27 protein-coding genes and 1 pseudogene are annotated in these 21,791 nt (G+C 72.5%); 17 read left to right on the plus strand and 11 right to left on the minus strand.

Features of this window, described 5'->3' with window-relative positions:
- Positions 1 to 34: 34 nt before the first annotated feature.
- The 4 genes from ACFWXO_RS05375 (at position 35) to ACFWXO_RS05390 (ending at position 2,789) form a co-directional block, all read left to right on the plus strand.
- On the plus strand, positions 35 to 232 hold the full coding sequence (locus tag ACFWXO_RS05375) for a hypothetical protein (RefSeq protein WP_380522422.1): 198 nt from the start codon (positions 35 to 37) through the stop codon (positions 230 to 232).
- A gap of 228 nt (positions 233 to 460) precedes the next feature.
- Positions 461 to 1,519 (plus strand): DUF6083 domain-containing protein, encoded by a 1,059-nt coding sequence (locus ACFWXO_RS05380; protein ID WP_380522423.1) that lies wholly within the window; start codon positions 461 to 463, stop codon positions 1,517 to 1,519.
- Positions 1,516 to 2,163 (plus strand): hypothetical protein, encoded by a 648-nt coding sequence (locus ACFWXO_RS05385; RefSeq protein WP_380522424.1) that lies wholly within the window; start codon positions 1,516 to 1,518, stop codon positions 2,161 to 2,163. Before ACFWXO_RS05380 ends, ACFWXO_RS05385 begins: the two co-directional genes overlap by 4 nt.
- A 143-nt stretch (positions 2,164 to 2,306) precedes the next feature.
- Positions 2,307 to 2,789, plus strand: coding sequence for a hypothetical protein (locus ACFWXO_RS05390; RefSeq protein ID WP_380522425.1), 483 nt, complete (start codon positions 2,307 to 2,309; stop codon positions 2,787 to 2,789).
- Positions 2,790 to 3,097: 308 nt separating this feature from the next.
- On the opposite strand, the gene ACFWXO_RS05395 is transcribed toward ACFWXO_RS05390, so the two are convergent.
- Both ACFWXO_RS05395 and ACFWXO_RS05400 read right to left on the minus strand, forming a co-directional pair.
- Positions 3,098 to 3,349 carry a hypothetical protein gene (locus tag ACFWXO_RS05395; protein ID WP_380522426.1) on the minus strand — a complete coding sequence of 84 codons (252 nt, stop codon included), beginning with the start codon at positions 3,347 to 3,349 and terminating at the stop codon, positions 3,098 to 3,100.
- Positions 3,346 to 3,588, minus strand: a complete 243-nt coding sequence (locus ACFWXO_RS05400; RefSeq protein ID WP_380522427.1) for a hypothetical protein — start codon at positions 3,586 to 3,588, stop codon at positions 3,346 to 3,348. Before ACFWXO_RS05400 ends, ACFWXO_RS05395 begins: the two co-directional genes overlap by 4 nt.
- Before the next feature lie 183 nt (positions 3,589 to 3,771).
- Between ACFWXO_RS05400 and ACFWXO_RS05405 the strand changes: the two genes are divergently transcribed.
- Positions 3,772 to 4,095 carry a hypothetical protein gene (locus ACFWXO_RS05405; protein ID WP_380522428.1) on the plus strand — a complete coding sequence of 108 codons (324 nt, stop codon included), beginning with the start codon at positions 3,772 to 3,774 and terminating at the stop codon, positions 4,093 to 4,095.
- 112 nt (positions 4,096 to 4,207) lie between these two features.
- Positions 4,208 to 4,981, plus strand: a complete 774-nt coding sequence (locus tag ACFWXO_RS05410; RefSeq protein ID WP_380522429.1) for a hypothetical protein — start codon at positions 4,208 to 4,210, stop codon at positions 4,979 to 4,981.
- A 96-nt stretch (positions 4,982 to 5,077) separates the two neighbouring features.
- On the opposite strand, the gene ACFWXO_RS05415 is transcribed toward ACFWXO_RS05410, so the two are convergent.
- The 4 genes from ACFWXO_RS05415 to ACFWXO_RS05430 form a co-directional block, all read right to left on the minus strand.
- On the minus strand, positions 5,078 to 6,058 hold the full coding sequence (locus ACFWXO_RS05415) for a hypothetical protein (RefSeq protein WP_380522430.1): 981 nt from the start codon (positions 6,056 to 6,058) through the stop codon (positions 5,078 to 5,080).
- A gap of 353 nt (positions 6,059 to 6,411) precedes the next feature.
- Entirely contained in the window at positions 6,412 to 6,849 is a 438-nt protein-coding gene (locus ACFWXO_RS05420; RefSeq protein WP_380522431.1) for a hypothetical protein, read from the minus strand.
- A gap of 13 nt (positions 6,850 to 6,862) precedes the next feature.
- Positions 6,863 to 8,053: a helix-turn-helix domain-containing protein gene (locus ACFWXO_RS05425; RefSeq protein WP_380522432.1), complete on the minus strand. Its 1,191-nt coding sequence runs from the start codon at positions 8,051 to 8,053 to the stop codon at positions 6,863 to 6,865.
- Positions 8,054 to 8,214: 161 nt separating this feature from the next.
- Complete coding sequence (locus ACFWXO_RS05430; RefSeq protein ID WP_380522433.1) at positions 8,215 to 8,520, minus strand: hypothetical protein; 306 nt, start codon at positions 8,518 to 8,520, stop codon at positions 8,215 to 8,217.
- A 781-nt stretch (positions 8,521 to 9,301) separates the two neighbouring features.
- On the opposite strand from ACFWXO_RS05430, the gene ACFWXO_RS05435 reads away from it, so the two are divergent.
- The 7 genes from ACFWXO_RS05435 (at position 9,302) to ACFWXO_RS05465 (ending at position 12,745) form a co-directional block, all read left to right on the plus strand.
- Positions 9,302 to 9,964, plus strand: a complete 663-nt coding sequence (locus tag ACFWXO_RS05435; protein WP_380522434.1) for a hypothetical protein — start codon at positions 9,302 to 9,304, stop codon at positions 9,962 to 9,964.
- Between the two features lie 54 nt (positions 9,965 to 10,018).
- Complete coding sequence (locus ACFWXO_RS05440) at positions 10,019 to 10,567, plus strand: hypothetical protein (protein ID WP_380522435.1); 549 nt, start codon at positions 10,019 to 10,021, stop codon at positions 10,565 to 10,567.
- A gap of 82 nt (positions 10,568 to 10,649) precedes the next feature.
- Positions 10,650 to 10,961 carry a hypothetical protein gene (locus ACFWXO_RS05445; RefSeq protein WP_380522436.1) on the plus strand — a complete coding sequence of 104 codons (312 nt, stop codon included), beginning with the start codon at positions 10,650 to 10,652 and terminating at the stop codon, positions 10,959 to 10,961.
- A gap of 248 nt (positions 10,962 to 11,209) precedes the next feature.
- Entirely contained in the window at positions 11,210 to 11,500 is a 291-nt protein-coding gene (locus ACFWXO_RS05450; protein ID WP_380522437.1) for a hypothetical protein, read from the plus strand.
- A 31-nt stretch (positions 11,501 to 11,531) separates the two neighbouring features.
- A complete protein-coding gene (locus tag ACFWXO_RS05455; protein WP_380522438.1) occupies positions 11,532 to 11,858 on the plus strand; it encodes a hypothetical protein in 327 nt (108 codons plus the stop codon).
- 10 nt (positions 11,859 to 11,868) lie between these two features.
- A complete protein-coding gene (locus tag ACFWXO_RS05460; RefSeq protein ID WP_380522439.1) occupies positions 11,869 to 12,261 on the plus strand; it encodes a hypothetical protein in 393 nt (130 codons plus the stop codon).
- A gap of 340 nt (positions 12,262 to 12,601) precedes the next feature.
- Positions 12,602 to 12,745 carry a hypothetical protein gene (locus ACFWXO_RS05465; protein WP_380522440.1) on the plus strand — a complete coding sequence of 48 codons (144 nt, stop codon included), beginning with the start codon at positions 12,602 to 12,604 and terminating at the stop codon, positions 12,743 to 12,745.
- A 195-nt stretch (positions 12,746 to 12,940) separates the two neighbouring features.
- Here ACFWXO_RS05465 and ACFWXO_RS05470 read toward each other — a convergent pair whose 3' ends face one another.
- The 4 genes from ACFWXO_RS05470 to ACFWXO_RS05485 form a co-directional block, all read right to left on the minus strand.
- Complete coding sequence (locus ACFWXO_RS05470) at positions 12,941 to 13,363, minus strand: hypothetical protein (protein WP_380522441.1); 423 nt, start codon at positions 13,361 to 13,363, stop codon at positions 12,941 to 12,943.
- Positions 13,364 to 13,495: 132 nt separating this feature from the next.
- Positions 13,496 to 14,242 carry a hypothetical protein gene (locus tag ACFWXO_RS05475; protein ID WP_380522442.1) on the minus strand — a complete coding sequence of 249 codons (747 nt, stop codon included), beginning with the start codon at positions 14,240 to 14,242 and terminating at the stop codon, positions 13,496 to 13,498.
- Positions 14,243 to 14,302: 60 nt separating this feature from the next.
- A complete protein-coding gene (locus ACFWXO_RS05480) occupies positions 14,303 to 14,761 on the minus strand; it encodes a hypothetical protein (RefSeq protein WP_380522443.1) in 459 nt (152 codons plus the stop codon).
- Between the two features lie 199 nt (positions 14,762 to 14,960).
- Positions 14,961 to 15,332, minus strand: a complete 372-nt coding sequence (locus ACFWXO_RS05485; RefSeq protein ID WP_380522444.1) for a hypothetical protein — start codon at positions 15,330 to 15,332, stop codon at positions 14,961 to 14,963.
- 742 nt (positions 15,333 to 16,074) lie between these two features.
- Between ACFWXO_RS05485 and tgmA the strand changes: the two genes are divergently transcribed.
- The 4 genes from tgmA to ACFWXO_RS05505 all read left to right on the plus strand — a co-directional run bounded on the left by tgmA (position 16,075) and on the right by ACFWXO_RS05505 (position 20,801).
- Entirely contained in the window at positions 16,075 to 16,362 is a 288-nt protein-coding gene (tgmA, locus tag ACFWXO_RS05490) for a putative ATP-grasp-modified RiPP (protein ID WP_380522445.1), read from the plus strand.
- Entirely contained in the window at positions 16,362 to 17,333 is a 972-nt protein-coding gene (tgmB, locus tag ACFWXO_RS05495) for an ATP-grasp ribosomal peptide maturase (protein WP_380522446.1), read from the plus strand. The genes tgmA and tgmB overlap by 1 nt, the downstream gene beginning before the upstream one ends.
- The gene (tgmC, locus tag ACFWXO_RS05500; RefSeq protein WP_380522447.1) at positions 17,330 to 18,469 is read left to right on the plus strand and encodes an ATP-grasp peptide maturase system methyltransferase; all 1,140 of its coding nucleotides are present in this window, start codon (positions 17,330 to 17,332) and stop codon (positions 18,467 to 18,469) included. The genes tgmB and tgmC overlap by 4 nt, the downstream gene beginning before the upstream one ends.
- Positions 18,470 to 18,653: 184 nt before the next feature.
- Positions 18,654 to 20,801: a HEAT repeat domain-containing protein gene (locus ACFWXO_RS05505; RefSeq protein WP_380522448.1), complete on the plus strand. Its 2,148-nt coding sequence runs from the start codon at positions 18,654 to 18,656 to the stop codon at positions 20,799 to 20,801.
- A gap of 289 nt (positions 20,802 to 21,090) precedes the next feature.
- On the opposite strand, the pseudogene ACFWXO_RS05510 reads toward ACFWXO_RS05505, so the two are convergent.
- Positions 21,091 to 21,642: pseudogene (locus ACFWXO_RS05510) on the minus strand (HhH-GPD-type base excision DNA repair protein); the annotation flags it as partial.
- Positions 21,643 to 21,791 lie beyond the last annotated feature (149 nt).

Below are 21,791 nucleotides of genomic sequence, written 5' to 3' on the forward strand. Positions count from 1 at the left end.
TCAACGGCGGCAGCCACGACGAACAGGAAGCGTGATGCAGAGCAGTACCGAGAACATCCAAGTCGTGCTCAAGATCGTGGACACCATGGTCTCCTACCAGCAGGCGCACGGCGGCCTACCTGCCGACACGGACGGCCTTGAGGACATGGCCGTGGCGATCGTCGAAGCCCTGGAGCGGGACGACTTCCGCATCGTGGACATCCTGAGCGGCCGCCGCACCGAACCGGCCTGACCGCACGGCGGCCGGGCGCCAGCCACTTCCAGGCCGGCGCCCCGATGACGCTTCGCACTCCGCCAGCTGGTGGTTAGCCAGCGCCGCCGCAGCGCGTCCGGCTCACCCCTCACCGCGCGCCGGCCGAGCTCGCAGGGCTTCGCCCGCCCGCGGGCCGAGCGGCCCGGCGCAGGGGGCATGATGGTGACCCGCACCGTCCGAACCCGCCCGGGGACAAGGGGGCCTGGCATGGCGACAGAAGGCGACTGGACGACACCCGGCCGCGGCCGCGGAGCGCTGACCAACGCCCGCCTGCACTCCAACAGCCCGTCGAAGACGCTGCGCACGCACGGGAACGGGGCCTGCGGGTACTGCGGCAACCTGGTGGAGTGGTTCGACCGCCACGACGGCGGCCGCATCCCGCTCACCCCGATGGAGTTCCCCAGCCCCCGCGTGCCCCTGCGCTACCGGTGGTCCGTCAGCGGAGGCGTCGCCCGGCCCGGCGCCTACGGCCGGATCGACCAGTTCTGCCGCATCGCCCACCCCGCGATCTGCCCCGCCGTCGAGCACGACGACCTCGACCCGGCGATCCATCCCCTCCACCAGGCCCTCGGGGTCCGCATGCAGAAGCTGATCAGCGAGGGCTCGTTCATCCCGAGGCTCCGCGACGAGGCGCCCACCGAGGACGCCGCGCAGGACGTCGAACCCGACCTTCCCGCCGACCGCCCTGTCCAGCGCCACGTCCTCGCCTGCAACAACACCCTGCGCATCGCCCCGGGCCCCATCGACGAACTGCAGTGCGTCGCCCTGGACGAGGAGACCCAGGACCGCTGCAAGCGCGGCGTGTTCGAGCTCGACGAAGGGCAGTGGGTACAGGTCCCGGTGCCGCCCTCCAGGGCCCGCCCCAAGTCCACCGTGAAGCGCCCGATGTGGGTCTGGGAGGTCAACCCGCTGGCCTCCTACCTGGACGCGCTGCGCTGGCTGCGCCAGCACTGCCCGGCCCACCACCAGTCCGAGGCCCCCGACACGGCCGCCGTCGAGCTCGTCGGCTTCCACACCGACCGCCACGCCCGCTACATCACCCTCGACCGCCCCGCCGGCTTCCAGCCCACCGAGGCACCTGCGGACACGGGCCCCCAGGGGCCGAAGACCACCACCTGCGCGGGCGACCACTGCAACAACACCACCGTGGTGCCCGAAGCCGGGGCGGACTGGCTGTGCTACCGGTGCGCCCGCCGGGCCCGCACCCGGGTCGCCACCGCCCGCCGCTGGCAGCAGCCCGACAGCGACAGGACCGACCGAGCATGAGCACGCCCTACCTCTCCCGCGGAACCAGCCCCACCACCTGGGTCACCGAGGGCTACCCCGCTCCGCTCCTGCACGTCCTCAGCAAGGCTGGCGGGCTGCCGCACACCGTCCCCGCCCTGGTCCGCCAGGAACTCGAACACCGCAGGCCAGCCGAGCTGCGCGAGCGTATCGAGCGCCGCTGGTACCTGCGCTACTCCAACCTCTCCCGCCCCGAACTGGAAGCCCGGGCCGACGAGATCGCCGTCGAGCTCATCCAGCCCAGCGACTGCCCCGACCCCAAGTGCGAGGACGGTTCCCTGCTGGAGAACAGCTCCAGCTGCCCGCACTGCCGGCCCAGCCGCACCCGCTTCGACATCCACCCCGAACACCTTCCCGACGGCAACGCCCGCGCGTCGATAGAGACCGTGGCCCGCGTCGCGGCCTTGATCCGCGCGCAGATGCGCCAGACCCACGGGGTTCCCCGCGGCGAACGCAGCCGACACACCATCAGCAAAGACCTCCCCGAGCACGTCCCGGCGCCCTACCGGCGGGAGGCCGAGCCTCCGCTCGACGACAGCTTCCGAGCGCCCGCCGAACGTTGGCGGCTGCGCGAGCCCGAGCCGAACGACGACAACCGGTCCCGCCCGGCGGCCCCGGGCGAGTAGAACGTCCGGATCGCCACCGAGCCGTACCGGAGTTCCCCAACTCCGCCGGCCACACCCCGAAGGTCCACTACATTGGCCCCGCGGCCGTACCCGATACGGACACCGCGACCGGCAACGGGGCGCAGCCCCCGGAGGGGAGAACCGTGCGTCTCAACATCGAGCCCGAGGCCGTGAACCGCGTCCACATCGCCGGGGAATGGATCGACATCGAACCCGGCAGCTTCCGGATCGCCGCCTTCACCTTCAACAGCCTCCCGCAGGACGCGGTCGACCAGGGCGGCGATCCCGGTTTCGAGTTCACCTCGCGCCGTGACCGCACCATCGTCTCCGGCCCGCTCTCCTCGATCATCGCCGTGCAGCGCAAGGCCGAACCGCTCATCCCCCAGGAGCCCATCGAGCGGCTGGCCACCCTGTTCCAGACACGTGGCGGTGCACTCGTCGACGAGGCTGTGCACTTCGCCCACGCCGGCCGCCCCTTCCAGGTCGAGTTCGACGCACGCGGCTGGGTGTGCAGCAGCCGCGGCAACGACTCCTACTCGGAGGTCTACAGCGCGGGGACACGTCCCGAGGAGCTCGTGAGCCAGATCATGGGCGACCTCAAGGTGCTCTACGGCCAAGGGCTCTGACCAACCGCTACCTGCACGGGCCGCCGCTCCGGCGGCGCGCGGACATGAACCCGCCGCAGCAGCTGTGCGGCGTACCCACGGCTGGCAGTTCCCGGATCCGCCGGTCCCGGCACACCGTCAGGGCCACGGCCCCGAGCGGGCCGACGGCTGCGGTACCGCGGCGCACATACCGCCGGCCGCGTTTGCCACCGGAGCCGGCACATCGGCCTCGGCCACCGTGCCCGAGGTCGTCCGCCGCCGGTGTCCCGTCACGTCCAGAGGTTCTGCACCCAGCGCGGTGCCTCCGGTCCCCTACCGTCGTAGGTCGGTCAGAGTGCGGTGATCGCGAACAACCACAGGTGCGGCGTGGTGGGGACAACAGCGTAGTGCGCGATCACGGCCCCGGCGGTGATGACCCGGACGGTCTCGTCCAGGTCGTAGCGGTCGGCCTGTGGCCAGCTGTAGGGGTCCTCCTGCGCACGGAGGAGAGCAGCGCGCAGCTCGTCGCGTGTCGGGGCGGGCAGCTCGCGGATGCTCTGGGCGACCGTCTTGGAGATGCGCACGTCGTACGGACGGGTCACGGGCCGAAGACCTCGTCGATGGTCAGGCCGTCGTCCACGGGTCGGCCGGTGTCCACCCACCGTTGGTAGAGCGGGGCGGCGAGACGGTTGGCGCGGTCGACGGCGCTGGCGCTGCGGTCGGCTTCGACCAGCCCGGCCAGGTACTCGGGGACGCTGAGGCCGGCGTTCGCGGCGGTGGCCTCCACCCAGTCGGCGAGGTCGCCGTCGAGCACCACCGGGTCCAGTTGACGCAGGGTCATGCTGTCCAGCCTACCGATGGGGCCCGCCGTCGGACAGGCCACGGCCCGGACGATCCCGTCACCCACCGGGCCCGCCCGGCACCACGCCCGGTGCCGTGGACAGGCAGGTAACCGGTTGGCCGCGTTGTGCCAGATCGGAGAACGCGGGGACGTGGGGGAGGCTACAGGGCCAGGCTGGTGTTCATGATGAACGAAAGCGACCTGGCGGGGTTCGTGGCAGCGCCGAACGGTTGGCGGGTGGCGATCGCCTCTCCGGGGGATTCGCAGATCATGGTCGTCCCGGTGATCGGGTGGGTGCCGATTCCCGAGGACTCCGGCTCGATCACCGGATCCTCGCTGGAGCCGGTGGTGCTCTTCGACAACCCGCAGGAGCCGATCATCTCCACCGTCCACAGCAGCCTCACCGGCTGGGCCGACCGCTCCTACGTGCACCAGGTACTCGCGCCGGGATTCGAGGTCCGTGAGCTGCCCGAGGGATGGAAGACCGTGGAGTACGGCGACGACTGACCCAGTGCCCGACGCGGTCCGCCGCGCCGGTCGCCGCCGCCCACCGCCCTTGCCACAGCTGCATCCACCTCACCCACCGCCGGGGACCGTCTCCCGACGGGGAAGGACCTCCATGGCCATCGCCGCCCTGTACGTGCTCCACGAACTGGCAGCCGACCTCGCCGCCGACAGCGAGAAGCGTGACCTCCAGGGAACCGATCGGGACAGTGCCGCCTCTGTCCGCGCGGCCCAGCACCAGGCCCGAGAAACGCGCCACACCGACATCCAGTCCAGAACGCACCTCACCCTGGTCGTCCAGGAGATTCTCCGCCGTGACGCCGACGACGCGGTGGCCCTCGCCGACCTCGCCGCCGCCCTTTCCGAAGCCACCCGTCTGCGTGTGCGCATGCTGCTCGCCTTCCCCGCGGACGCCGACGCCCCGGGACCCGAACACGCCGACGCCGCACGCCAGATCGCGGACGGCACCCGCGCGGTGCTGACCACCCTGGTCAACGCCGTCGTCGGCTACGCCTTCGTCGGCGGCGCAGCGTTGGGTCCGACACTGCGGACGGCCCAGGCGGCGCTCGCCCCGATGGTCGACCTGCGTGCCGCGCTCGACATCACCCCGGCCGGTCTCGCCCCGTGGGCCGCGGACGTGGCCAAGGCGGTCACCGCGTTCGTCGACCCGCCCGTGCGCCTCCGGGAAGCGATCCCGGTGGACCAGGTCCGCGACTACCTGCAAGTTGCCGGAACCGAGGAGCTCGTGACCCGGGGGAGCCTGGGCGAAGCCCTCGACCTGCCCGGCCCCCACATCGCCGCCGCCCTCGACGCGCTGGTCAACGCCGGCCAGGTCGACTACGACCCGACCGTCGGGTGGGTGTACTCCTCCGCGGCCGACCGGCCCTGACCTTGCACGCTCCGGACCGGACCGAAGGGGGCTCCCCATTTGGGGAGCCCCCTTCGCCAGCGGGCTCGGCAGACCGCCGTAGAGCCGAGGCCCGTCTCAGTGCTTCGGCGCTCCCCCGGTACCCCAAGCGGTACGGATCCGCGCGAAGGCTGCCGGCCAGCGCTGCTCCCAGGCCCGTACGACCTCCTCCTCCGTGGTTCGGAACAGCAGCGTGACCTCACCCGGCGTCCCGTCCGTGGCCACCAGATTCACCCGGCACGAGGCCTCCGGTCCTGGGCACCTGTTGCAGCTGCGTGCGGTGATGCGCAGCGGCAGGCCGTCGTCGGGGTCGGTGAGCATGCTGAGCAGGCGGTCGTGGTCGGGGCGGTGTCCAGGGATGAACTCGAAGTCGAACTTCCAGCCTTCTCTGAATGTGCCCCAGGTGGTCCAGCCGGTGAGGCAGGCTGTGGTGCCCGCGGCGGCGAACAATCCGACTCGGCGCAGCAGGGCGCTGGCGATGCGGAAGGGACGGGGTCCGGCGTCGGGGCTGAACCACGGCGCGAGTTCGGCTTCGGGGGCGGTCGTCGCCTCAAGGGGGGCGGTCCACAGCGGACGGAACCCTGACAGGGCGAAGTCTTCGCGTGCCGCGTCGACGCTCTCGCGCCACAGAGCCGTGGGGAAGCCGCGAAGTCGCACCTGGGCGTTGGTGCCCGCGAGGTGCAGGACGGGGGCGCCCCCGTGGTCAAGGACGACCCGCAGGCCCGGGATGCCGTGGACAGCGCCGTCCTTGACGGTGGGCAGGACCACACGGGTGAACCAGCGCAGGTAGCGGCTGTCATCGGTGAGGTGGAGGTCGAGCCCGTCGACGAGTGGCGTGACACGCTCGATGCCCAGTGGTACGGGGACGGGCTCCGGGGGCCAGGCGGTGGTGTGGAGGAGCCACCATTCCAGCTGTTCCTGGGCCGCGGTTGCGGCGGCCGGGACGAGCGGAGCGGCGGGGCCCAGTGCGGTGAGTTCGCGGACCGCCTGCTGGTGGGGTTCGCGGGTGAGTGCCGAACGCCGACGGGCGCGATGGCGAAGGCGGCTGGTCGTGGGCATGGTGTTCCCCTTGGACGCCGCCGGCCCGGCGTGCTGGTCAAGGGTGTGGGGTTGAGCCGCTGGAGATCGGCGGTGCGTCGATGGACGCATCGGCCGGGGGATGCGGGAGGAAGGCCGGATTCCCGCTCGGCGCGGCCGCCTGACGGCCGGATCCAAGAGTGGTGGATTCCGGTACGGCCTGGCAACGACCGTGGCGGGCGTGTTGGCCGGCGAACCGCCGGGACCGCCCGAGGTCGTGGTGGTCACGTTCGGGCTGAGGCTTTCGACGGGTGGTGGTGTCCGGTCCGCTTCGCGGCCGAGGGCGGGGCCAGGAGGGCGCTGGGGTGCCCGGTGCGGGATCAGGCATGGGCTCGTCACGGCTTCGAGGAGGGGTCCGTCGCGGTGGCGGTTCTGGCGAACGACCGGGCGGCGGCCTCGATCGCGCACCGGTCGGTGCCCGTCACCGTGGTGATGGTCGCGTCGCTCCACCCCAGCGCATGACGCATGAGCACCAGGTCCTGCTGGCCGGCGGTCAGGTGGGCGACCGGGGCCAGGGCCTGCGGGCAGGCTCTGGCGACCAGGGCGGCGCGGAAGAGCCTCCAGAGCGCGGCCGTCGCGTCCGGCGCGGCCAGGACGCTCTGCCAGCGGGCCGCGGCCTGGGCGGCGGCGGCGCAGACGGCGGGGTGCACCTGGTCGGGGGGCAGGAGCAGCCGGGCGTAGTCGAGGTAGTGGTGGTAGTGGGACTCCAGCAGGGTGGCGACGCCCAGGGCCGGGTGGTGCGGGCCTCGTGGCGTGTCCGAGGAGCGGGGCACGGTGTCCTCTCGGTCAGCCGAAGGCGTCGGCGGGCGGTCCGACGTGGTAGGGGTGGTGGCGGTGCACCAGCTGCACGCGCTCCCACAGCGGCAGCACGAAGTCCGGGTCCGCGCGCAGCACTTCCAGTACGGCCTCGACGGCCGGCCAGTCCGGTACGCGGGCGCCGGTGAGCAGTCCGGCCGCGTCCTCGGGGCTCACGCGTCCTCGGGAGATGTCGCTGATGGTCAGGGGGTCGGGGGTGAAGGCAGCCAGGTGGAGGCCGCGCATCGCCGCGGCAAGGGATGCCCTGAACTCGGCCGCGACCTGCGGGGTCGCGACGAACGGGCGCTCGGGCAAGATGCCGTGGGCGGCGTCCCACAGGAGCCTGATGTCGGCCGGCATTCCGCCTGCTGCTCGGACCAGGGCGTCGGCGACAGGCCAGGAGGGGATCCGCTCGCCGGCGAGTACCCGGCTGATGAAGGAAGGCGACACCCCGGCATCGGCGGCCAACTCGCGGGAGGAACGGCGGGAGCGGCGGTGCAAGCATGACAGGGCGCTCGCGAGTTTGGCCGCGGCCACCGGCTGCAGCGCGTCGGCGGGATCCGTCGCCTCGGTGGGATCCGTGGCCGGGGCGGCGGTCGGCTCCGCGGGTGGGGCCTGCTTGGAGTGCGAGCGCTGGCGTTGTTCCGGTGCGCGATGGCCTGTCCCCGAGGGTGCGGGCGTCGTCCCGGGCTGGGTGGCGGGCCCGGGTATCGTCCCGTTGGCCGGCTGGACGCGCTGGCTGCGGGCCTCCCGCTGGGCGAGGCGACGGGCGGCGTAGGCCTCGTCCCAGCGTCGGCGCGCCGTTCCGGCGGCCCAGCCGGTCAGCTGACCGATCGCCGCCCAGGGGAGCTTGCGGGTGCGGGCCTGGAGCACGGCGTGCGCCCGGAGATCTTCAAGACTCTCCTCGGCTTCCTGGATCAGGCCCAGGACGGCCTGGACGTCCTCGTCGGCCTCCGCCACTGCCACAGCGTCGGCGGTCTGGGCGAGCTGTCGTGCGAGCGCGAGGTGCTCGCGCGCCAGGGTACTGACGAGGTCGTCGAGCGAGCGGTCGGCCGGTGCGTCCTTGCGGGCACGTTCCGCCTCCTGCTGGCAGCGCGCACGGCAGTACGACGGGGTACGGCCCAGCCGCTGAGGTCGGGTGAAGGTGCGCCGGCACCAACGGCAGCGCAGGATCTGGTTCACGAGGGACTCCGTGCCGGTGGCCGGCCCCGGGGAGCACCACCGGGACCGGAACGGGAGGGGAAACGGTCCCCCGGCGGCCGGGCCAGCTCGTCCACCGGGGGGGAAATCCGAGCGGCGCGAGGCGCAGCGGCCGACGCCGTGCGCCATCGTCCGCGCGGCCGTCAGGTCCTCCGGTGGGCCCCCGGCTTCCGCCTCGCGGGGCCGGTGCTGGTGACGGCCCAGATCAGAGCGGTCCCCAGGCGGAGAAGGTCATGGGTGTCCTGCCGGTCCGCAGCCGTGCTGATGAGCAGGATCACCTGCACCACCGAGGCGACGAAGGCGAGAATCCGCGGATTGCCCGTCAGGTCAACGCCTGCGGCCCCGGCTTTTCGCGTTTGGCCAACGAAACGGGCGGAAATGGTAGCGTCGAGGCGACCGATCTTCCGGCGCGTGCAGGCACGCCGGGACCGGCCCAGGGCAGGCAGCATCACAGGCTCCTCCAGGGTGTTCGGACGGTTGGCGAGTAGGGACCCCGGCGGCTTGGCGACCAACCTCTACCCCGGGGCCCCTTTTCGTTTGTGTCGGACAGTAACCCGCCGCGCGCACAGAGTGTGAGGCGATCCGGGCAGAAATGCGGCTAGTCCTCATATCTACGAGCATCGCCTCCCGTCACCTGCACACCACCGGTCACAATCGTTCAACCCACCGCACGCTTCTGTCATATGCCGCTCTGCCTGCCTACGCGCACCGGGCTGCACCCGCATCGACAACGCGCGGACGACAGCCGGCCGGCGCGCTGCGGGACCGGGCTGCCGGTGGAACGGCAGTTCTCCTCCGACGCCAGATCCCGGATGCTCGCCGAGGTCCTGGCCGGTGAAGCCCATCCGCTAGGGCGGAGCCACGCCAGAGTGCAGTCCGGCCCCTCCCACGGGACTGCTGCGTGGCCGCCAGGCCGCGTGGGCGAGCCGGCGCTGAGTCCGGCTCGATGGGAAGGGGTGTTGACGGCGGTGGGCTTGGGTGGCGAGGGCGGGTCCTGCCGGTGGTGTCGGCAGGGTGTTCTGGCCGGGGTTCGGGTTACCGCTTGTGTCCTGAGCGGGTGGGCGCTGACGGTGCGGGCCGGGGCCGCGTTGCCGCCACGCGCCTTGCACTCAGCGTGCAAAAAATGCACAGCATTTGCGATGTTTGCGCGATGGGTGCAAAAACTGAACCCTGGGGGGTAATATTGCTGTGTCGGGGGAGATTCAGCTCCCCCGACACAGCACTGGCCGAGTGACGGCGTTCTACCGCCGGCGCAGGCCGCGCAGGAGGTTACGCCATGACCACGCGCATCGCGGTCCGAGTCCCCCGGTCACCGGGGACACCGAGCTCCACCGCCACTACCAGAACCAGAACGAGCCCCAGCAGCCCCACGTCGAGCTCGGGCTCGCCGACGGGGTCCTCCTCGCCTCCTACGAGGCGCAGGTCGGCACCGCCGTCCCGGGATCGGTCCGCTACGGCATCGAACTGCGCTGGGACATCCCGCCGCTGACGGCCGAAGGGGCCAACGAGCTGCTGGAGCAGATCCGCCCGGCCGCCCAGCGGCTGCTGGACAGCTCCGAGGTCCACTACGTCGACTGGAACCAGACCGGACGCCTCGTCACTGACGACGCCCGGCGCGCCTACGACGAGATCGAGGCCCTGTGCCGCGCCGCCGGTGATGACCCGGCCGGGGTGCTGGAGGTGTGGACCACCGACAGCATCGGAGCGTTCTGCAGCGCGGAGAAGGCCGGCGTCACCGCCGGCACCACCGATGACCAGCTCCTGGAGGTCGGCGCCCGCCTCACCGCGGAGTTCCGCGAGAGCATGGGCAGCGGTCCCCTGGTGATCGACGGCCTGAACGCCTACCTGCGGGACCTGCGCGACACCCTCGCCCGGACCCCGGACGAGGACTGACGGCGCGGCAGGCCGCATCGGCCAACCGCGCCACCGCGAGAATCGGAGACCCCTTTGAGCACCGCCGCCGAAGCCGACTGGCTGGCCGTCGTCCGCGAAGTCGACGACGGACACGAGTACCTGCGGAAGAAGGCGGAGGAAGGCTCCGAGCGGCGCGCGTTCGCTATCGCCAGCGCCGTCGCCGCCCTCGGCCGCGGCCGAGGCGGTCGCGAGGCGGTCGCCGAGCAGCTCGGCGGCGTCTCCGTTCGCACAGTCGACAAGGCCATCGCCCGCGCGAAGCAGGGCCGCCCCTACAGCAGCCTGCCCGTCGACCTGGCCGAACGGCTCCTTGCCCTGGAGCTCGCCGACCTCGACCCCCTGCCCGCCGACTGGTGGACGGCCATCGCCCACCTCGCCCGCGGCACCGTCGCCGACGGCACCTGGCTTGACGACCCCGCCGAGCGTCTGGCGGCCCTGCTGGAGGACGTCGCCCGCACCCGCGGGAGCCGGGTCGCCCTCGGCCCGATCACCGCCGCCGTGCGCACCTTCAACCGCCCCCAGACGCTCGCCGTCCTCGAAGCGATTCGGCAGAACGCCATCGAATCGCTTCCCACCAGGCGTTAGCCCGGTGGCGAACCCGAACTACCGGGCCCCGCCAGGGCAATCCGCCGACAGCACGTCCGTCCCCACCACAGCTGGAGGAGCCATGGAACTGCGAATCGATCTGCAGGCCGGAGGGCCGATCGAGTTCGGGCGCCGGACCACCGGCAAGACCCTCGGCCCGGGCGCGACTGCCCAGCAGGTCACCACCGTGCTCCATCGCGCGCTCCTTGAGATCGAGCGCCGCGAGAGTGCCCCGAACACCATCAACGAAGGCCGGTTCGTCGTCATCGTGCAGGACCCGGCCATACTCGATCCCGAGCTGAGGATCCAGGCCGACACGGTCAACCGGCGCGGCGCAGCGGTCGACGTCCGCGTCATGGTGATGCCCGAAACCCCGGGCGCCGCCCCCGCCTGAGCGGGACCGAGCGGGTGCGGAACCGAACCGTCTGATGGAGAAGCCGCCGGGCAGGGCTTCTTGCCCGCGGTACCGCCGTCGTACGCACCTTGAACCGCCCCCGGGCACTCGCCGTCCTCGAAGCGATCCAGCCGAACACCATCGAATCCCTCCCCACCAGGCGCTGAACGGCCGCCGCAGAGCCGTCCCATCGGCTGTCCGCGCGGGCCGACCCGAGCTCCACCACCCGTTTAGCCAGGAGATCCGGCATGACCAGCCTCCCCAGCCCCGACAACGTGCCCTTCGAGCTGCAGCTGCCCGACCTGCCCCGACTCAAGGCCTCCCAACTGGCGGTCCTGCGCCGCATCGACCAGGAGGACCTCTACATCCTGCGCGACCCGGCCCGCGTCGGCGCCGGGCTCACCTGGGCCACCGTCAACCGCCTCCACGCCCTCCGCCTGATCACCATCGGCGACTACGAGCCCCTCCGCGGCAAGCGCCTGCACCTCACCGACCTCGGCCGCACCGCACTCGGCACCGGCACGCCGAAGAACGCCTGAACCATCCCTGGCCCGAAGGCCGTCCACGCCCGTGGCACTGCCGACAGCCCCCGCCCGTTCCAGCGCCCTCGCCGAGAACCACGACCAGCCCGCACCCAACACCCTGGAGGAACCGATGAACCAGTCGCTCAGCCCCCACGCCCGGCTCCAGTACGACGAGCTGGTCTACGTCCTGCGCAGCATGCTCGACGACGGCGACGCCGACGCCGCCGTCGAGACCCTGGACGCCCTGCTGGAGCACCACCGCGACCAGGTGGTCGAGCACGCCCGCACCCGCGTCGCCGAGCTGCCCACCGCCAACGACGGCAACCTGATCACCTCCACCCGCGAGGCGATCCTGGCCGCGATCACCGCCTGAGGAGAACCCCGTGACCACAGCCTTCGTCGTCGCAGGCAGCAGCCACCACCAGGACGCGGACTGCCAGGCCCTCGACAACGCCCGCCTCAGCGCCGGCGCCGCCGCCTTCCAGGTCGACACCGACTCCACCGACCGCACCCCGTGCATCCTGTGCACCGACACCGTCCGCACCGAATGGGAGGTCACCCCGCAGACCATCGCCGAACTCTGGGAACTGATCGGCCTGTCCAAGTACCACACCGTCGTCGACCCCGGCACCGACCGGGTCACGGTCGACGGCCTCACGATCCTCGAACACGGCAGCGCCGCCCGCTCCCTCGCCCTCTTCGGCGACACCGTCCGTCTCCACCCCGACGGCACCTACCGCGTCCACCCGGCCGCTGTCCCGACCGGCGCCGCGTGATGACGGCCACCGCGCTCGCGGCGCCGATGGCGCTCACGCACACCAGCGATCCGACCCCGGTGGAGAAGGCGGTGGTCGACGGCATCGTCGCCGACTTCGCCCCCCGAAACCTTCCTGCGGATCGTCTTCCACCCCGCCACCGGCGGCGCCCGCATCTGGTACGCCTGGACCATCGGAGGCCACCCGCTCGGCGACCGGACCGGCCGGGCCGCCCTCGGCGCCGGATACGACTGCTCCGACTGGTTCTGGATCGGGAACCGGCACCTGACCAAGCACACCCGGGGCCGGATCACCATCGGCCTACCCGCTGCGACCCGTCGAAGCCGACGTCCGAGACGGGGTGCGCGCACCCGAGACCGAGCGGGACGGCCTGCGCCGACTGATCGACACCGCCTGGTCCACGATCGGCAGGCCCCGCTCCGAGCCGACCATCGACGTCGGCCGCTGGCTCGGCGTCGGCCCGGTCCTGCTCACCCGGTCCTAGTCGCACACCCTGGTGGTCGGCACCGTGCGCCGAGACCTCGACCACCAGGGTGCGCCTGACCGTCCTCCGCCTCCCACCTGGGAACGCTCCACCCCCATGGCGAGATCGCCTGCACGAGGACCGGCCGCCACCGAAGCCCCCGGCCTGCGGCTGCGCGCCGTGCCGTGGAACTCCGGGGCGGGGCGCAGCGGGTGGTCAGCGGACGTGGTTGACGAACATCCGCGACCCGTCGTGCAGGTCGATCGTGGCGCCGTGGCCGACCGCCGGTGGCACCGGCCGTGCGGAGTACACCTCGACGGCGGCGATCTCGCCCGGGTCCGCGGCCAGCAGCGCGGCGACGAGCCCGTGCTCGACCGCCGCCAGGTCGCTCAGTTCCGCAGGCATCGCAGGCCCCACGGGCTTCTCGCCCAGCACCGGCTCCTGGTCCGGGTGGTCGCCCCACGCCTCCCCAGGGGCGCTCACCACCACGATCTGCCAGCGGCTCGGCCTCCCGCCAATGTCGATGAGCACGCCGTACGGCTGCCTGCTGCCACCTACCGCATCGAAGGTCTTCGCGGCGGCACCGGGCAGAGACTCGGCGGCGGAGAGCAGGAGCTGCTGAAAGCGGGCAGGGCGCATGGATGAACATTCCTTCGAAGTGGGGGCTTCCCGATGGTAGTCCGCAGGCTCTGCACATCGCCGCAGCAGCGGCCGGCCAAGCAAGTGCCGACCGGACGTCAGGGACGGCCCGCGTCCGGCGGGCGGCCGCGTTCAGGTCCCCGGGGCCACCCCTGCGGTGGTTGCGTTGGCAAACAGCCCCAGAGGGGCGCAGGTCCAGGTGAAGGGTGCGCCGGATTCCGGTGCGGCGTAGACGGCGTCGTAGCTGGAGAACCGGTCGCCGCCGGTCGCGGTGCCGTGGAGGAGCCGGCTGGGTGTGAAGTCCGCGGCCAGCGGCCTGGGTCGGCTCTCGGGGCGGTGCGGCGAGAGGTCCCACTCCGGTGTCGCGAGGGTGTCCGGGCCAACAGTGTTGGCCTCCAGGTGGGTGAACACCAGGGAGGGCGTCCTGAGGAGTCCGCTGTGCCAGGCCCGTGCCGGTTCCGTTCCGGTACCCGGCAGGGGTCCCGGAGCAGCGAGCCAGGACACGGCCGCGCCCCCGCGCGGTGGCGGCGTCCGCAGGTCGACAGTCCGCGGGTGGGGAAGATCGCGGTGCTGGACGACCAGCACCAGCCGGCCCGGGTCCGGCAAGGGACCGAAGGAACAGGCGACGAAGTGGACGCTGTGGTCCGGGGCGGGCAGGGCCCGGGCAAGCGCCAGCACGGCGTGCCGGGCCCCGGGCTCGGTCAGGTAGACGGTCCACGACGGCGTCGCTTCGGCGCGCGCCGGCGGGCTCTGGTGCTCGAAGACGAGCACCGTGAACAGCCCCGCCGGCGTGTCCAGGATGCCCCCGTGCGACAGCCGCCTCCGGGGCTCGTCCAGGAGCGTCTGCGGAGGGCGGATGACAACGGGCCGATCGGTCATCCTGCGACCGTAGAGGACGGGCCGCAGCGGCGCGCGCAGCCGCTCCGGCCCGTCAACCGGTCAGGCGCAGGGCAACTCGGCGACGTCGGACATGCCCGTCTCGTGCTTGGCCCCGCCGTCGCTGAAGATATCCGCGGACACACGGAACTTGCCCTTGGCGATTCGCGGCGGTTCCGCCGCCTTGCAGTCGGCGTTGCTGCTCACCCGGCTCACCCGGGTGAAGTCATCGTGGCCGCTGCTGCGCAGCGGGCCCATGACATGCGAGAACGTGCAGAAGTCGCCGTCGCAGTTCGCCCGCTCCAGTGAAGCCTCGACCCACTTGGGGCCGTAGCCGTCGCCGTCGCAGGTGACCTCGGCGTACCACTCGATGTTGTTGTTGACGAGCCGAGGGGCGGGCGAGCCGCCGACGCAGACGTAGTCGCCGGCGCGGATGGTGGTGGCGTGGGCCGGGGCGAGTCCGATGACCGCGAGGGCCAGGGCCGGCACGGCGGCAATGAAGGTACGACGGATGATGCGCATGGGATCCTCCGAATCCGAAGCGTGACGAGTCGTGCACGCAAGGAGATCAGGAGGCACTGACAATTCCACCTGGTCCGGGAGAAGGGCGACACCCGCCAACCCGCAGCCCACGGGCCAGGCGCCGCGGGGGCTGGGGCGGTGCACCACCGTTGGAGGATCGGGCCGGAGCCGTGGTGAGCGGCGACGGCGTCGAGGTCGATCACACGGCTGTCCCCGCGAGAGGTCCGAAGACCCTGGCCACGTAGGAGTCGAGCTGGTCACCGAAGGCCGCCGCCGAACCGATGGCAGTAGTGGGCAGGGCGCCAAAGTCGTCGAGCCCGGCGAAGTAGTCCGAATCGGTCCAACCGCCCCTGAACAACACCACGGACAGCTCGCCTCCCAGGCCGGTGAGCACGATCCCAAGGGAGTCGGCATCCACAACTGCAGCCCGGTCCGGCATCAGCTGCTGCGGCCACTCCTGTGCCTCATCGCGCCAGGTGACCGGCTCTACGGTGAGCCCGGCATCCTCCCAGCGGCCCCTCCGCCGTTCGATCTCAAGGGCAGCCTCGTCAAGATCAACAACTCGTTCCATCCACCGATCATGCCGGAAGAGCTGCCCGCCGCGCTGGGACGCTGAGGATCCGTCAAAAAAGTCCGACCGGAACCGCTGGCCGGCCACGGGGGCCCGGGCTGTCGGCCAGACATACGGCACCGTGCTTGACCCGCCAGCTCCTCCTCCCACTGCACGAAGTCTTCCAGAGCGGCCCGCACCACGGCGTCGACCGCCGCAACGGGGCTGCGCCCCTCCCGCCGGGCCTCCGAAGCGATCTCCTGCAGCTCGTCGCAGTCCACCGACAGCACCTTCTCCTCCCAGGCGGCTACCCGCTCCATGCAGGCCTCGACCAGGCAGCGTGACTCCTCAACGACGCCCTGGAATGCGGTGTTGGGCAGCCACTCCGGCTGCCTGGCCGTCGGGACGGTGGGGGCGGTGAACTGGTCCAGCGAGCCGCGCAGGGCAGTTCCGAAACCGACGGAGCATCGGCGAGTCATGCCCCTTCCGACGAACCGGTCGCCGCCGTCGATGCTGCCGCACGCAACCGGTGATCTGCGGATTCCCATCCGTCCGGCGTCGCACGTCCGCCTCCGCGCGGCGTACCGCAGGACGGCTGCGCCCCGGCCTCCGTATCCGCCCGCTGCTACTCGCCCCGTCGTCGTATCTGGTCCTCTGGCGGATGACCCGCATCGTACGGTATGCATTCCTTCAACTACTCAGTGTGGAAGCCTGGTTAGGCTGCCGGCCGCTCGGCCGCGGCCTGTGAGGGAGGTACGCCGGGATGACCCGATCGCCTGAACCGCCGTGGGGCACCACCCGTATGAGGCCCTATCCCGACACCACACCCGCCCTCGGCCTCACCGCGGTGATCGACCCGCAGACCCAGGTCGCCGTCTACTTCGACCACGAGGGCCGGCGGGCCGAGATGGGAGCGCACGGGACCAGCACCGACTCCAGTACGCCGACCAGCACCGGCCAGGGCGGCGGCGACGGGAACAGCGGCGGCAATGCCGCGCCCACCGACTCGGACAGCATCACCTCCAACGACCAGGACCAGGGCACCGGCTGATGGCCGGAGACCGGCCGTCGGCCGTGCTGGTGCTGACCAACGTCCACGACGTCACGGCGGACGTGGTGCTGCGCATCCTGGCCGAGCGGGGCGTACCGGTCGTCCGCACGGATCCGGGGGTCGATCTCCACCAGGGTGCCGCGCTGACCACCCGCTACGACACGCACGGCCAGCGCGGCACCCTCACCACCGCCAGTCGCAGCCTGGACCTCGGCCGCGTCCGCTCCGTCTGGAACCGCCGCCCCTCCGTGTACCGGGCGCCGGCTGGGATGGAAGGGCAGGACGCGGCATTCGCCCGCTCCCAGGCCCACTGGGGCGTCGGCGGCATCCTCTCGGCGCTGCCCGGCGCCCAGTACGTGAACCACCCCTGGAGGGTGCGCGAGGCCGAGCACAAGCCGACCCAGCTCGACACCGCGCTGCGATCGGGCCTCGCCGTGCCGGCCACGGTCATCACGACCGACCCGGACCAGGCCCGCGCGTTCTGCGCGGCGCAGCCCGGCGGCACGGTCTACAAGCCGCTGTGGAACAGCCCCTACACGGGCGACGACGGTCGTGCCGCGCAGGTGTGGGTGTCCGAGGTACGGCCGGAGGAGATCACCGACGCGGTCGCGGCCTGCCCGCACCTGTTCCAGGCCAAGGTGGACAAGGCGTACGACGTGCGCCTCACCGCGGTTGGCGAGCGCCTGTTCGCGGTGCGGATCGACAGCCCCGACCTCGACTGGCGGCGCCGCCAGGACCTCGTGACCTACACCCGGATCGGGGTGCCCGACGGTGTCGCCGCCGCCGTGGCCCGCTACCTCGCCGCCTTCGGTCTGGTCTTCGGCGCGTTCGACTTCGCCGTCGACCAAGACGGCCGCTGGACGTTCCTGGAATGCAACGCGAACGGGCAGTGGGCGTTCTTCCCCCAGCTGATCACCGACCTGATCGCCGAGGCCTTGGCCGACCGACTCCAGAGAGGCACCACCCCGTGAGCTCATCCGCCGAACTGCGCGCCGCCCTCGTCGACCAGCTCGCCCGCGACGGCGCCCTCACCGACCCGGCCTGGCGCGCGGCCGCGGCCGCCGTACCGCGCGAGCTGTTCGTCCCCGAGTACTTCCTGCCCGTGCCGGGCAGCGCGCCCACGGCCTACCGGCCGGTCCTGAACGGCGAGCCCGGCCGGCTGGAGGGGATCTACCGCGACCAGACGCTGGTCACCCAGCTCGACAACCACCTGAGTCCCCCGGACGCCTTGGAGCCGGTGGTCGGCGCCCCCTCGTCTTCCTCCACCCTGCCCTCCCTCGTGCTGGGGATGTGGCAGCGGCTCGACGTCGAGGCCGGCCACCGGGTCCTGGAGATCGGCACCGGCACCGGCTACTCCACCGCCCTCGGCACCCACCGCCTCGGCGAGGACAACGTCGTGAGCGTCGAGGTCGACCCGCAGGTCGGGGCCCGCGCCGCGCAGGCCCTCAAGGCCGCCGGGTACTCGCCCACCCTCGTCATCGGCGACGGCCTTGCCGGACACGCCGACGGCGCCCCGTACGACCGGCTGATCGCGACCTGCTCGATCCGCCACCTCCCCCTCCCGTGGCTGCACCAGGTCAGGCCCGGCGGGAAGATCCTCGCCACCATCACCGGCTGGTCCTTCGCCTTCGGTCTGGCACTCCTCACCGTCACCGGGCCCGGCAGCGCCAGCGGCCGCTTCCTGCCCGGCTACGTCAGCTTCATGGTCGCCCGTCCGCACGACCGGCCACCGCGCCAGCCCATCACCTTGCTCTCCGGCGACACCCGCCCCAGCCGGATCGACCCGGCGATCCTGGGCGACTGGACCGGCAAGTGGGTCGCCCAGCTCGCCGCGCCCTCCGCCGAGATCATCGGCGCCGGCGACCAGCAGATCCTGGTCGACTTCGCCACCGGCTCCCACGCCCGCACCGCACCGAACCCCGACGGCGGATGGACCGTCACCCAGCGCGGCCCCCTGCGCTTGTGGGACCAGGTCGAGTCCGCCGTCCAGACATGGCAGCAGCACGGCGCCCCCCACCAGGAGGGCTTCGGCATCACGATCGACGGCGACGGCCAGCGCGTGTGGATCGGCAACGAGGCCGGCCCCACCTGGAGCCTGCCCATCTAAGGCCTGTTGGGAAGGTCCCACGGCGGCCCGTCCGCGCGGGGTCTGGCGTACAAGGGCGGAGCCCGTCGGTGACCCCTCGCCTTTGCTGGCGACCGCCGTCCCCACGGGGAGTTCTGCCGTCACCTCGTCCGTGCGGCGGCAAGCGACCAGGGGTGGTGTCAGTGGCCCGTGGCACCGTGCCCTCATGATCAACAGTCTTGAGGGCCTGGAGCAGGTCGACTGGTCGTCGATGGGCCATGCCTACGGTCCGGCCGACGACGTCCCGCTGCTGCTGGAGCAGATGGCCGACCCTGACCCCGACGTCCGGGAGACGGCGTTCAGCCGCTTCTACAGCGCGGTCCACCACCAGGGCGGCGTCTACCGGTGCACGGCGGCGAGCCTGCCGTTCCTCCTCGCGCTCGCCGACGATCCGCAGGTGCCCGACCGCGCGGCCGTCCTCCACCTCGCGCTCAGCATCGGCAGCTCGGCCCTCGAATGCGGCCCCGGCGACGTCTACTACAGCTCGTCCGGCGACGAATCGAGGCCCTACGCGGAGGTCGTGCCCCAGCTGCGCGAGCGTGTCGAGGACTTCGTCCGCCACGCGGCGGACCCGGACCCGCAGGTGCGGCGGGCCGCCCTGCCGGCGCTGGGGCTGTTCCTCGACGACGTCGACCGGGCGTTCGCCCTGCTGCGCGAGCGGCTGGCGGCCGAGAGCGGCACCACCGAGCGGCTGCTGGTCATCGAGGCGGCCGCGGCACTGGCCCAGCGACTGCCGGCCGCGCTCGGCCCGGTGACTACCTGGCTCGCCACCCTGGCCGCCGACCCGGCGCTGGACGCCGACATCCGGCTCGCCGCCCTCGTTCACCGGGCGGCCTGCACACCGGAGGCGATCGACGCGCACCTCGTCGCGACGGCGACCGGCCTGCTCCGCCAGCTCGCCCCCGAACCGGCGGCCGAGCCCGAGCCCGTGCCCGGGGAGCAGGACGGGCCGGCGGACTGCGGACAGTGCGCCTGCGCCGACGCCGAACGGGACGGGGAGCAGGGCGTCCCGTCGCAGATCGCCGCCATGTTCGCCGAGCTGGACCGCTGCGGCCGTGTCCACGCCCCCACCACCGAGCTGCTGCTCACCTTCCACCGGGTCCTGGACACGCGCGTGCCCGAGCGCACCTCCCTGCTCACCGCCCAGCTCCGCAGCCCCGACCGGGCCGTGCGCCACGACGCTATCGCCATGACCGGGGACTTGATCCGCTCCCGGCGCGGCGACCACACCGCCCTCGTCCTCCTGCTCGCCGACCTCCTGCTCCCCACCGACCCCTACACCGCCGCCGATGTGGCCGAGACCCTCGGCAGGCTCCCCGCCGCCTTCGCCGAACCCGCACGCGAAGCTCTCGCCACCCTCGTCGACGCGCACCGCACCCAACACGGACTCCACGTCTGGGCCACACCGCACCCGCTGCTGCGCCGGGCGCACCAGGAGGCGGTCACGGCGTTGGCCGGCCTCGGCGACGAGCGGTCCCTGCCTGGCCTGCTGACGGCGCTCGACACCGGCGTCGACGACTGGCGGGCCGTGCAGGCCGCCGGCCACCTGCCCCAGGCCGCCGGGGAGCTGCTGCCGAGGCTGACCCGCCGTCTCGCCGACGCGGACTTCTCCTCGCCCTGGGGGTCCGCCGCCGACCTGATGGCCGCCCTTAACCGGCTCGGCGACCCGGCGGCGGTGCCCGCGCTCGTCACGGCCCTCAGCACCGCTGTCGAGCAGGAACAGTGGCGCACCGCCGCCGCGGCCCTCCGCGCGCTCGGCGCCTTCGGCGCCAGCGCCGCACCCGCGCTGGGGACGGTCCGCCCGCTCACCGCCGCCGACGACCCGCAGCTGCGCGTCGCCGCGGTGACGGCCCTGTGGCACATCGAGGGCGATCCCGCCGATGCCGTGCCGCAGCTGACCACTCTGCTCGACACCAACAGCCACGAGGCCGCAGACGCCCTCGGCCAGGTCGGTGCACCGGCCGCCGCAGCACTGCCCCGCCTGCGGCAACTACTCGAAGCCGACCATGCCTGGACCCGCACACACGCCGCCGCCGCCATCCACGACATCGCCGGCCCGGCCGAAGCCGACGCCGTCCTGCCCGTGCTCCTCCAGGGCTGGCAGGAGAACAACTCGACCGCCCGCCACGTCCTGGAATGCCTGCAACGAATGGGCCCCGCCGCCGCCCCCGCCCTGCCCCGGGTCCGCGCCGAACTCGCCCTCACCCGCTGCAGCGGCAACTTCTTCGACGGCACCGAGTACGACGAGGCACTGCTGCGCGCCGGTCGGGCCGTCATCAGGCAGACAACCGGACCGGCAGAGCCGACCGTCTGACAGCACCTCCTATCTCGTCCGGTCGGCCAGGCGAGATAGGAGAACGCGCGACGTGGGGCGGCTATGGGGCCCAGGGCGACGTCGGCATACCTGGCGCGGGGTCAGGATGTGGGCTCGCGGGTTGCGCGGAGGGGGACGTCGTGGTGGCGTTCCTGGCGAACGACCGGGCGGTGGCGTCGATTGAGCCCCGGGCGGTTCCCGTCACCGTGGTGATGGTCGCATTGCCCCACCCAGCGGGCACCACGTCCTGCTGGTCGGCGGTGAGGTGGGCGACCATGGTGCGGCCCTCCTGCCGCCGGTGCGCGCGGACCCGTTCCAGGGAGTCGGGCCCGGTGATGTCGGCGACCGAGCGGAAGGCGCCTTCCTCGCCGTAGGGGCCCGCTGCTTCACGCCAGCCCTCGGGCCGCACACGGTACTGCTTGCCGAGGAGGGCGACGACGATCTGCGCCTTCTGGCGGCCGAAGCCCGGCAGCGCGTTGATCCGCCGGTAGAGGTCCCGGCCGCCGGCCGCCTCCTCCCACACCGCGGCGGCCCGCCCGTGGTGGCGGGCGATGAGGTGGCGGCACAGTTCCTGGACCCGGCGGGCCATGACCACGGGGTGGTCGTGCAGGGCCGGCGGCGCGGCGAAGAGCGCGGCGAGTCGCTTGGGGTCGTGGCCAGCGATCTGCTCCGCGTCCAGGTCGTCGTGGCCCAGACGGCGCGCGATGGCCGCTGGCGCCGCGAAGGCCCGCTCGGACGGAACCTGCCGGTCCAGCAGGGCGCCCACCAGCAGGGCGAGCGGGCTGCGCGACAGCAGCGCGTCAGCCTCCACCTGCTGGGTGATGCGTACCGCGATGTCCACAGCGGGCTCCTCCTCACGGCGTCAGCAACCGGGTCGCCGGTCAGTGTGACTGAGGCCCATGCCGCGGGCGGGGGGGGGGGGGGGCCCCCCCCCCCACCCCCACAACCCCCAAAAACACACAACACCAAAACAACAGGATAGTCGGCCAA

The organism is Kitasatospora sp. NPDC059088, from assembly GCF_042738155.1.
GTDB lineage: Bacteria > Actinomycetota > Actinomycetes > Streptomycetales > Streptomycetaceae > Kitasatospora.

Excerpts from the sequence above, each read along its gene's own strand:
- ACFWXO_RS05375 (WP_380522422.1), top strand. The coding sequence starts at position 35 with ATGCAGAGCAGTACCGAGAACATCCAAGTCGTGCTCAAGATCGTGGAC.
- ACFWXO_RS05380 (WP_380522423.1), top strand. The coding sequence starts at position 461 with ATGGCGACAGAAGGCGACTGGACGACACCCGGCCGCGGCCGCGGAGCG.
- ACFWXO_RS05385 (WP_380522424.1), top strand. The coding sequence starts at position 1,516 with ATGAGCACGCCCTACCTCTCCCGCGGAACCAGCCCCACCACCTGGGTC.
- ACFWXO_RS05400 (WP_380522427.1), bottom strand. The coding sequence starts at position 3,588 with ATGACCCTGCGTCAACTGGACCCGGTGGTGCTCGACGGCGACCTCGCC.
- ACFWXO_RS05405 (WP_380522428.1), top strand. The coding sequence starts at position 3,772 with ATGATGAACGAAAGCGACCTGGCGGGGTTCGTGGCAGCGCCGAACGGT.
- ACFWXO_RS05410 (WP_380522429.1), top strand. The coding sequence starts at position 4,208 with ATGGCCATCGCCGCCCTGTACGTGCTCCACGAACTGGCAGCCGACCTC.
- ACFWXO_RS05415 (WP_380522430.1), bottom strand. The coding sequence starts at position 6,058 with ATGCCCACGACCAGCCGCCTTCGCCATCGCGCCCGTCGGCGTTCGGCA.
- ACFWXO_RS05430 (WP_380522433.1), bottom strand. The coding sequence starts at position 8,520 with ATGCTGCCTGCCCTGGGCCGGTCCCGGCGTGCCTGCACGCGCCGGAAG.
- ACFWXO_RS05445 (WP_380522436.1), top strand. The coding sequence starts at position 10,650 with ATGGAACTGCGAATCGATCTGCAGGCCGGAGGGCCGATCGAGTTCGGG.
- ACFWXO_RS05450 (WP_380522437.1), top strand. The coding sequence starts at position 11,210 with ATGACCAGCCTCCCCAGCCCCGACAACGTGCCCTTCGAGCTGCAGCTG.
- ACFWXO_RS05470 (WP_380522441.1), bottom strand. The coding sequence starts at position 13,363 with ATGCGCCCTGCCCGCTTTCAGCAGCTCCTGCTCTCCGCCGCCGAGTCT.
- ACFWXO_RS05475 (WP_380522442.1), bottom strand. The coding sequence starts at position 14,242 with ATGACCGATCGGCCCGTTGTCATCCGCCCTCCGCAGACGCTCCTGGAC.
- ACFWXO_RS05480 (WP_380522443.1), bottom strand. The coding sequence starts at position 14,761 with ATGCGCATCATCCGTCGTACCTTCATTGCCGCCGTGCCGGCCCTGGCC.
- ACFWXO_RS05485 (WP_380522444.1), bottom strand. The coding sequence starts at position 15,332 with ATGGAACGAGTTGTTGATCTTGACGAGGCTGCCCTTGAGATCGAACGG.
- tgmA (WP_380522445.1), top strand. The coding sequence starts at position 16,075 with ATGACCCGATCGCCTGAACCGCCGTGGGGCACCACCCGTATGAGGCCC.
- tgmB (WP_380522446.1), top strand. The coding sequence starts at position 16,362 with ATGGCCGGAGACCGGCCGTCGGCCGTGCTGGTGCTGACCAACGTCCAC.
- ACFWXO_RS05505 (WP_380522448.1), top strand. The coding sequence starts at position 18,654 with ATGATCAACAGTCTTGAGGGCCTGGAGCAGGTCGACTGGTCGTCGATG.